Below are 8,227 nucleotides of genomic sequence, written 5' to 3' on the forward strand. Positions count from 1 at the left end.
ATAGGCTCTATAAATCATACTACTTACTCGTTATTACCTATTCTCTAAGCGGTTGTAATCGAATAAGCCAAACTCAACACCACGGTATTCTTTTGCCGTTTTATGCAAAATATCGCTGTACTGCCAAAACTGCGGGTGGGTTCGGCGAATTGCAAACTCACTTTTTAAATCTCGGTATGCAGCTTCATCCGTTGCTTTTGCAAGCCCAGATGCAAACGCAGCGACTTGCTGTTCATTATGTAGATACCAAATAGCTTCAGGGTAATCACCAATAAAACCTGGCACAATAGTGACGGTGTCTTCCGCATAAGCACGTTGCCCTTCTTCATTCAACAAGCTCGAAATATTATAGTGAGCGTTATGATGAATAAGTGTGTATGCCTTGTGTTTATCAGTGCCATCTTTTACTAACACAAACGATATTTGTGGCAATAGATTCACTGCCTTTACAGGTAAATGATTAATACTGGCTAACGGCTCTGGTACCTTTGTATAGTCAAATCGAGGGCTCAAAACAGACTGCAACTTTGCTTTTAACATAGTGAACAACTCTGCTTGCGGATCTGATGTTTTATAATCAATGCCTGTTGGCTGACTAAACGACAACTCATCTTCAAAGAAATTAGTTAAGCTAGGTGGCGATTTACGATACCACTGCGCTTTAATTTCCTTACGTTTAGCCTCTGGTAGCAATGCCAAATAATTCGCTTCACCTTCTAAACGCAAAAAATCCATATATAAACGGGTAAGTAACTGATGGCCTATATTGCCATACACGTCGAAGCCTGCCACCAGCAAGTAGTGAATACGTTCAAACAACGCATAATCAAGCACCCACGCTGTTTTTGGCTGCTGGCCTATCCAACCTTTGACAACCGTTGCGCTATCAAAATGACGAAATACTGTTAGCGCCGCATTTTGGTTATGTCCGTCACCTTGCCAAAGTAGGTCTGTTGTTAAATGTTGGCCATTTTCAAACATTTTATTGGCCAACGCGACTTTTGCTGACAAATACTGGTTTTGACGTTTAGAGTATTTTACCCAGCTTGAAATTGGTAAAGCATTACTCTCTTCCTCAGCTGGCAATGCAAGTGCATCTTCGTGCTGTAATAATAACTCACCCACTTTAGGTGTAGCTGCCATTTCAGGCTTTGCAAAGGCTACCCAAAATTGATCATTAATAACATTTAAGGCTATTTGACCTCGGCATACAGGCCCTTTAATGAAGCCCATAATTATCAGCTCAGCTTCATCAAGCATAAATTGATAACGTGAGTTAACAGGGATTGCAGAAAATGCTTTAAATGGGTTTGATGCAACTTCAGGTTTATAACTCGGAAGTTTACTCACCTGATAATCAGCGTCAATGAATTGCGAACGTATACGTTCAAGCTTCTCATCATTAAGTGCTAAAGGCAGGTGCGTTTTCGCTAAAATAGTTGAGCGATCATGCATTAAGCGATAGTAAACTCGTTCAACTTTAGGATCTTCATAAGGACGACGAGTACTTATTACTTTGATATCTTGCCCCGGTGGGGTTGATGAACGCACAAGTTTAAAGTAACTATGCTTATCAGCATGCTCAGGGAAGTAAATATGGGCCAAATACCAATGTTCATAAATATAGCGCGCAGCTAGCTGAGCTTTTAAATCATCTTGATTAAAAAATGCCTCCCAACGCTTAACCTGCTCAAGAACATCGGGCTCTGGTGGTTCGATGTGAGCTAAATATCCCCCCTTTCTTAACCACTTAGCAAGGTGCTGAAACTCTTCAGTTGAAATCCCCGGTAAACCATAAGGCATACCACTGTGAGGGTTATCTTTAGCAAATGAATCGAATTCACCCATTGTGGTACAGGTTTGCTCACGATCAAGGCTGAAATCAAATTCATCGCCTAAAATTGCTTGCGCTGGTAATGGGCTACTTTGCTTAAGTACTAAGGCATTATAAAGCACACTGCCTGCAAGGTTGGCTTCTTCAGTTTGAATGCGCTCATTGAGCACGGGAGTAAAGCCTTTTTCACGCCACTGAGCGGTATTTACTGCATCGAAGAGCAAACGACTAGGCTCTTGAGCAAGTAAACGTGTCCCATCATAAACGCGCTCTTTACTAAGGCCACGATCAATTCCTTCCACTGATGACAGTTTTAACTGACACGGTGCATCATAACAGCCATGGCACACAACACATCGGCTATCAAGCACAGGTTTTACATCCGTTAAAAATTCTACACCTTCAGGTGAGGCTGCTCCGACTACTCGTTCTTGAGGCTGCTCTTTACCAAAAAGCTCATCGTAATGCGCTGCCCCTAAATAAGCACAACCGCTTAATAATATTAAACCAAACAGCGTGGTTAAGGCCTTTTTCATCCTTCTTCCTCGCTATCTTCGATGTCATCACCTAAATCAAATGTTGGCATCATATCGACCTGTGGCGATACAAAGCTATGCTCCCCTTCAGTGCTCAACATTGCACTTAACAAGGGACCTCGAACAAGGGTTAATTGAGCATCGTGTTCTGTATCTATAAGCGATTGGTAATCAGCGCTAATAACATCAACGCGGTAATCTGTCAGCGTTATAGCTACACTGCTATCTTGCGCAGGGTTTTGACAAAGCTGAGTAAGCAACTCTTCACTGAGCGTGACATGCAAAAGTAAATCTGGGGACTCAATATCACGACTGTGAAGGTTCTCGTCAAAATAAAAAAGGGGAAGAGTTAAATCGCTATTTTGCTCTAATTCCATGTGCTGCTCTCTACATCGATATGGCTTTCAATTGTACGAGTATAGCAAACAATAAGTTCAAAAATTAGCGAAAGTTATCAGTAGTTAGCAGCAATTTAACTACTAACTACCCTATTTTTAAACAAGGTGAGCTTAGTCTTACCAAGGCAAGGTTTCACCATTGGAGTGCCAAAAGCCTCCGGTATTACTTAGGTTTAGTTCATCAATACGTTTTATTAAACGCTCTACTGCTGTGTTGGGGCTAATATCACCTGCAAAATTAACCATTTGCGTTTGCACAAATCCCGGATGGAATAATCCGACCGCAATTTTTTTATCTTTAAGCTCATGTGCCAAGCTCACACCTGCAGCATTGAGTGCCGCTTTAGACATACGATAACCAATGTAACCACCTGAACCATTGTCAGCAATTGACCCCATTCGTGATGTGATCATCGCAACCTTCGCATCAAGGCCCAAACTTTGTCTTAATGCATGGGTGACTCGAACAGGGGCGATGGCATTCACATGAAGTTGTTTTTCAATTTCGCTAAAGTCCATGTCGTCTAAAGTTTCATTATGAAAAACACCTGCGTTGTTAATCAAAATATCAATTTTGTCACCATGAAGGTGACTCGCTAAAGTGGTAACATCATCGGCGTTGGCTACATCAATATCGCTAATAATTTTGACATCTAATGCTTTAAGCTCTTCACTTGGGATGCGAACAACGGCGGTTACTCGATACCCTCTAGCCACGTATTGCTTGCAAAAATTAAGACCAATACCTTTGTTCGCCCCCGTTACCACAACATGCTTTGTCATCACCACACTCCTAAAATTATCATGTACCCTATAACCTTGGGGTTAATAAGAAAAAACCAAGAGCTAAAATCCATTAGCTGTGATGGCTGATCATTCTTACTAATGATGATGTTTATGTGAGCCTTGTAACTGATTGCCTTGGGCATCATAAAAACCGCTGGCGCCATGCTCAACAAAGCCTTGGTTGATCATTTTTGCAAGGAATGGGTCGCTCTCATTATCACCGATGTCTGCGTAATCTGTCGTTTGATAGCTATCCCATTTCGCAAACTGCGCCTGCACTTCTTGCTGGTTATGATTACTGGCTGTTAAAACAATTTCACGACTATAGCTTGGTGTTGAAATGCGAATTGATTTTAGTAATTTTTGATTTGCAAGCCAGCTTAGCTCTATCTTGCTCTCACCTTGCTGCTTTGTGTAATACTCCGTTAGCTCACAGCCTTCACCTGTACTTCTCTGGTGCGTCATTGAGGCTAAAAGTTTATCGCTGACTAACTGATATTTACTACTCCAATCTTGCTTGCCTTGCACTTCTGAGGGTTGATACTCAATACCGCGTTGAGCTTCTTGAAAATAACGAATTGGTCTTATTTGTTGGTTCCGTAACTCTTGCCATAATTCAATAAACTGTGGGTTTTGTTTAGCCACTTGATGCGGCGTACGCCAAAGGGTAAAGGTGCTTTCTGTATGCTGCTTTTTAGTAATAGTATCTGTCGTGACTTTGTAGTCAGCTTGCGTAAAACCTGTATTCATGTTGCATTGGCCAGCAACGGCGAGTGGACTCATTAATGTGGCAATTAAGATAGCTACTTTCACTGTATTCTCTTTTTATCTACGTTTTTCTATCAATAACTTACAGAGTAAGGGAGGCTCAGAGCCTCCCAAAAACTCATTACTGTGCTAATTTAGCATCGGCTTGTTTAACAAGGTCAGCGGCATAATCCATAACATGGAAAATAAGGCTTTGCTCATTAGTACCCGTTACTAAATGCGCACCTGGGCCTACTGCATACACACCCACATCTTCTGCAGCGTGTGTTTCAGAACCCAGTGGAACAACAGCCTCTTGGTGGAAGCCTGGTGTAGTTGTGTCAACATCAGTTAGGTCAACGCGGCCTGTCACTGGTGCAAAGTTATAACCTGCGTCAGCATCGGTCTCATCGCCTAGGTCACGGAAACCGCCGCCATTGGTATAACCAACCGTTGTGTACGGCATATTATCGGCGGCAAGTGATGGCTCATCACTACCCACTGGCACCACTTTACCTAAAATAGGGTTACCGCGTTTTGGGTAGCCTGCAATGGTAAATACGTGACTATGGTCAGCTGTTACGATGATTAGCGTGTCTTCAATACTGGTTTTATCAAGGGCAACTTGCACTGCTTTTGATAACTCAACGGTATCGCTTAATGCATTGTATGCATTGCCCGCATGGTGAGCATGGTCAATACGACCTGCTTCAACAGTTAAGAAGAAACCATTGTCGTTGTTATCGAGTACATCAATTGCTTTTGCGGTCATTTCAGAAAGTGACGGCTCACCAGCAACATCGTTCGTGCGGTCTGCTTCGTATTGCATATGTGATTCATTGAACAAACCAAATACGCGCTCTGTTGTATCTGCATTGATTGCATCAAAACCTGCCTGGTCCATCACATACTGACCCGCTGGGTATTTCGCTTTCCATTCTGCGGTTAGGTCGCGACCATCGGTACGGTCGCCTTCAACAGAGCTCACAGCATCTGCTGAGTTAAATGTAGCGTCTTTAGGTAAGAAATGACGACGACCGCCGCCCATCACAACTTCTAAACCATCAACATTTAAGCCTGCATAGCGTGCTTCTAAGTTCGCTTCGAAGTTCACTAACTGCGATGCAATATCTTCACAGCCAGCAGTAACTGCAGCTTCAGGCATATCTGATACATCTTCCCAGTTACGATCAGCCGATTTTGCATACGTTGCAGCAGGCGTTGCGTGCGTTATACGCGCAGTCGATACAATCCCTGTCGACTTACCAGCAATCTCAGCAAGCTCCGTCGCTGTTACCAGCTCATTACCCGCAACCGTTGCGCAGTTACCACGTTCGATATCTTCATCAACGCCGATAACACCTGCATCGGTTTTTACACCTGATGCCATTGCCGTCATCGTGCCCGCTGAATCAGGTGTTTGCGCATCCACGTTATAGGTTTTAGCAAAACCAGAAAACGGTAGGGCTTCAAAGCTAAGTTGGTGCTCTTCACCTAGCTTACCTTCTAGCTGACCTGCCATAATACGTGCAGCAGTCACGGTCGAAATACCCATGCCATCACCTACAAACAGGATCACGTTTTTCGCTTTACCTGAGTCTTTCGCAACTGCAGCAATGTTTTCTTCGCTAGTAGCCACTTTGGCTTGCGCTTCTTTAAACCAGTCATTATCTGTAAGCGGCGCTAGCTGTGCTGCTGTTAAAGTGGTTGCCGGTGCATTACATGACAAAGTTGTATCGGTAACTTCTGCTGAGTCTAACGTACCGTTATCATTGCTATCGGTGCCAGTTAGCGTTTCTGTTCCACCGTTTACACACTGCTCTGACCCCACAGCGAGTGTGTTTTCAACAGTTAACGTTTTTGGTGAGTTGTCATCATCATCAGAACAACCCGCTAATGCCACTACTACAGCAAGAGAAATTAAATTTAGTTTTTTCATCGTCGTCGCCATTATTCTTCAATTAGTTCGAGAGCTTGATTAATGATGTGAAAAATTACATTCTGCTCCACAACCCCTTGCGCAAGTTGCGCACCTGGACCTTTCGCATGCAATGAAATATCTTCACCAGCATGTGTCTCTGAACTTAACGGCACGATGGCTTCTTGGTGATAACCTGGTGCAGTCGTATCAACCCCCACTAAATCAGCGCGGCCAGCAAAAGCAGCGTCGTTGTATGATGCATCTGCATCAGTTTCATCGCCTAAATCACGGAACCCTAAACCATTTGCATAACCAACGGTGGTATAAGGCATGCCATCTGCAGCAAGACTTGGCTCTTCGCTACCAACTGCAACTACTTGACCTAAAATTGGATTACCACGTTTAGGATAGCCAGCAATCGTAAATACATGGCTGTGATCAGCGGTAACTAGGATTAACGTTTCTTCAGGGTTTGTGTTATCGACTGCTGATTGAACCGCTTTAGCAAATTCAATAGTATCGTTTAACGCGTTATAAGCGTTGCCTGCGTGATGAGCATGATCAATACGACCTGATTCAACAGTTAAGAAAAAGCCTTTTTCATTACTCTTCAAGATATCGATTGCTTTAGTTGTCATTTGTGAAAGTGAAGGCTCACCTGCAACGTCATTATCGCGATCTGCTTCATACTGCATATGTGATTCGTTAAACAGTGCAAAGACTTTTTTCTCGTCGCCTACCAGTGCATCGAAGCCAGCTTGGTCCATCACATACTTGCCATCAGGGTACATTGCTTGCCATTCAGCAGTTAGGTCACGCTCATCGGTACGGTCACCTTCAACACTGCTGACAGCATCAGCCGAATTAAATGACACATCTTTTGGTAAGAAGTGACGACGACCGCCGCCCATTACCACATCAAGACCATCGACATCCGTACCAACAAAACGCGCTTCTAAATTTTTCTCAAAATTAACGAGTTGTGAGGCTATGTCTTCACAACCAGCTTCTATCGCAGCAGCTGGCATATCTGATACATCTTCCCAGTTACGATCAGCCGATTTTGCATAGGTCGCTGCTGGTGTTGCGTGTGTGATACGTGCTGTAGAAACAACGCCTGTAGCCAAGCCCTTAATCTCAGCTAGCTCTGTTGCCGTAATTAACTCATTACCAGCAACTGTAGAGCAGTCGCCACGCACAATATTTTCATTAACACCAATAACACCCACATCCGTTTTAACGCCTGAAATAATTGCCGTCATGGTGCCTGCGGAATCAGGTGTTTGTGCATCAACGTTATACGTTTTAATTTGCGCTGAGTAAGGGAATTCCTCAAAGCTGAGTAAGCCTTCTTCACCCGTTTTACCTTCCATTTGCCCTGCCATGATACGGGATGCAGTGAGCGTTGAGATACCCATACCATCACCAACAAATAGAATGACATTTTTTGCTTTAAACGTTTGCTCAGCCTGAGCTGCCGCTTCTTTTTTTGTTACTTTAGCTTCTGCGGCACTATACCAATCATTTTGTTTTTGACTATCTGGTAACACGCCCGCATTGGCGGTGGCTGATAATGCCAACGTTAAGCCAATTGCAGTGGCAATTTTATTAATTTTCATCGTTACGTTCCGTTAGTACGTTATTTTTTAAAGAGTTAGAGTGCTAACTAAACTGCACAAGAGTAATCAGCGCGGTTATGGTAAAACCGTTTTGTTACTTAAAAAGTGACTTTTCATGACGAAATGATGAAACAAAAGAGGAAGTCTAGTGGTAAGTTAAGCCATTAGTTTTAGAGGAATAAAAAGTAGCAGTAATAATGAGTGGATGCTCAACTCATTTTCTTTAGGCATTAAAAAAGGCCGCCTAGGCGACCTTTTCATAAGCTGTGAAGCTCTATCTGTTGATATTACTCAACGATAGTTGCAACAACACCAGCACCAACTGTACGGCCACCTTCACGGATAGCGAAGCGTAAACCTTCGTCCATCGCGATTGGAGCGATTAG

At 43.2% G+C, this 8,227-nt stretch carries 6 protein-coding genes and 1 pseudogene; all 7 read right to left on the reverse strand.

All coding sequences use genetic code 11. From position 1 onward, the window contains the following. Positions 1–33: 33 nt before the first annotated feature. A complete protein-coding gene (locus tag L3V38_RS16775; protein WP_237120075.1) occupies positions 34–2,370 on the reverse strand; it encodes a fatty acid cis/trans isomerase in 2,337 nt (778 codons plus the stop codon). Further along, the gene (locus L3V38_RS16780; protein WP_130149266.1) at positions 2,367–2,747 is read right to left on the reverse strand and encodes a hypothetical protein; all 381 of its coding nucleotides are present in this window, start codon (positions 2,745–2,747) and stop codon (positions 2,367–2,369) included. The genes L3V38_RS16775 and L3V38_RS16780 overlap by 4 nt, the downstream gene beginning before the upstream one ends. A gap of 138 nt (positions 2,748–2,885) precedes the next feature. Further along, positions 2,886–3,551, reverse strand: coding sequence for an SDR family oxidoreductase (locus tag L3V38_RS16785; RefSeq protein ID WP_237120076.1), 666 nt, complete (start codon positions 3,549–3,551; stop codon positions 2,886–2,888). 99 nt (positions 3,552–3,650) lie between these two features. Continuing rightward, on the reverse strand, positions 3,651–4,367 hold the full coding sequence (locus L3V38_RS16790; protein ID WP_237120077.1) for a hypothetical protein: 717 nt from the start codon (positions 4,365–4,367) through the stop codon (positions 3,651–3,653). 76 nt (positions 4,368–4,443) lie between these two features. Next, positions 4,444–6,240: an alkaline phosphatase gene (locus tag L3V38_RS16795; protein WP_237120078.1), complete on the reverse strand. Its 1,797-nt coding sequence runs from the start codon at positions 6,238–6,240 to the stop codon at positions 4,444–4,446. 11 nt (positions 6,241–6,251) lie between these two features. Then, positions 6,252–7,841 carry an alkaline phosphatase gene (locus L3V38_RS16800; protein WP_130149263.1) on the reverse strand — a complete coding sequence of 530 codons (1,590 nt, stop codon included), beginning with the start codon at positions 7,839–7,841 and terminating at the stop codon, positions 6,252–6,254. Between the two features lie 287 nt (positions 7,842–8,128). Next, positions 8,129–8,227: pseudogene (locus L3V38_RS16805) on the reverse strand (elongation factor Tu); the annotation flags it as partial.

Source organism: Pseudoalteromonas sp. L1, from assembly GCF_021728095.1.
Taxonomy (GTDB): Bacteria; Pseudomonadota; Gammaproteobacteria; order Enterobacterales; family Alteromonadaceae; genus Pseudoalteromonas.

Coding starts and splice junctions, on each gene's coding strand:
- L3V38_RS16785 (WP_237120076.1), bottom strand. CDS start 3,551: ATGACAAAGCATGTTGTGGTAACGGGGGCGAACAAAGGTATTGGTCTT.
- L3V38_RS16780 (WP_130149266.1), bottom strand. CDS start 2,747: ATGGAATTAGAGCAAAATAGCGATTTAACTCTTCCCCTTTTTTATTTT.
- L3V38_RS16800 (WP_130149263.1), bottom strand. CDS start 7,841: ATGAAAATTAATAAAATTGCCACTGCAATTGGCTTAACGTTGGCATTA.
- L3V38_RS16795 (WP_237120078.1), bottom strand. CDS start 6,240: ATGAAAAAACTAAATTTAATTTCTCTTGCTGTAGTAGTGGCATTAGCG.
- L3V38_RS16775 (WP_237120075.1), bottom strand. CDS start 2,370: ATGAAAAAGGCCTTAACCACGCTGTTTGGTTTAATATTATTAAGCGGT.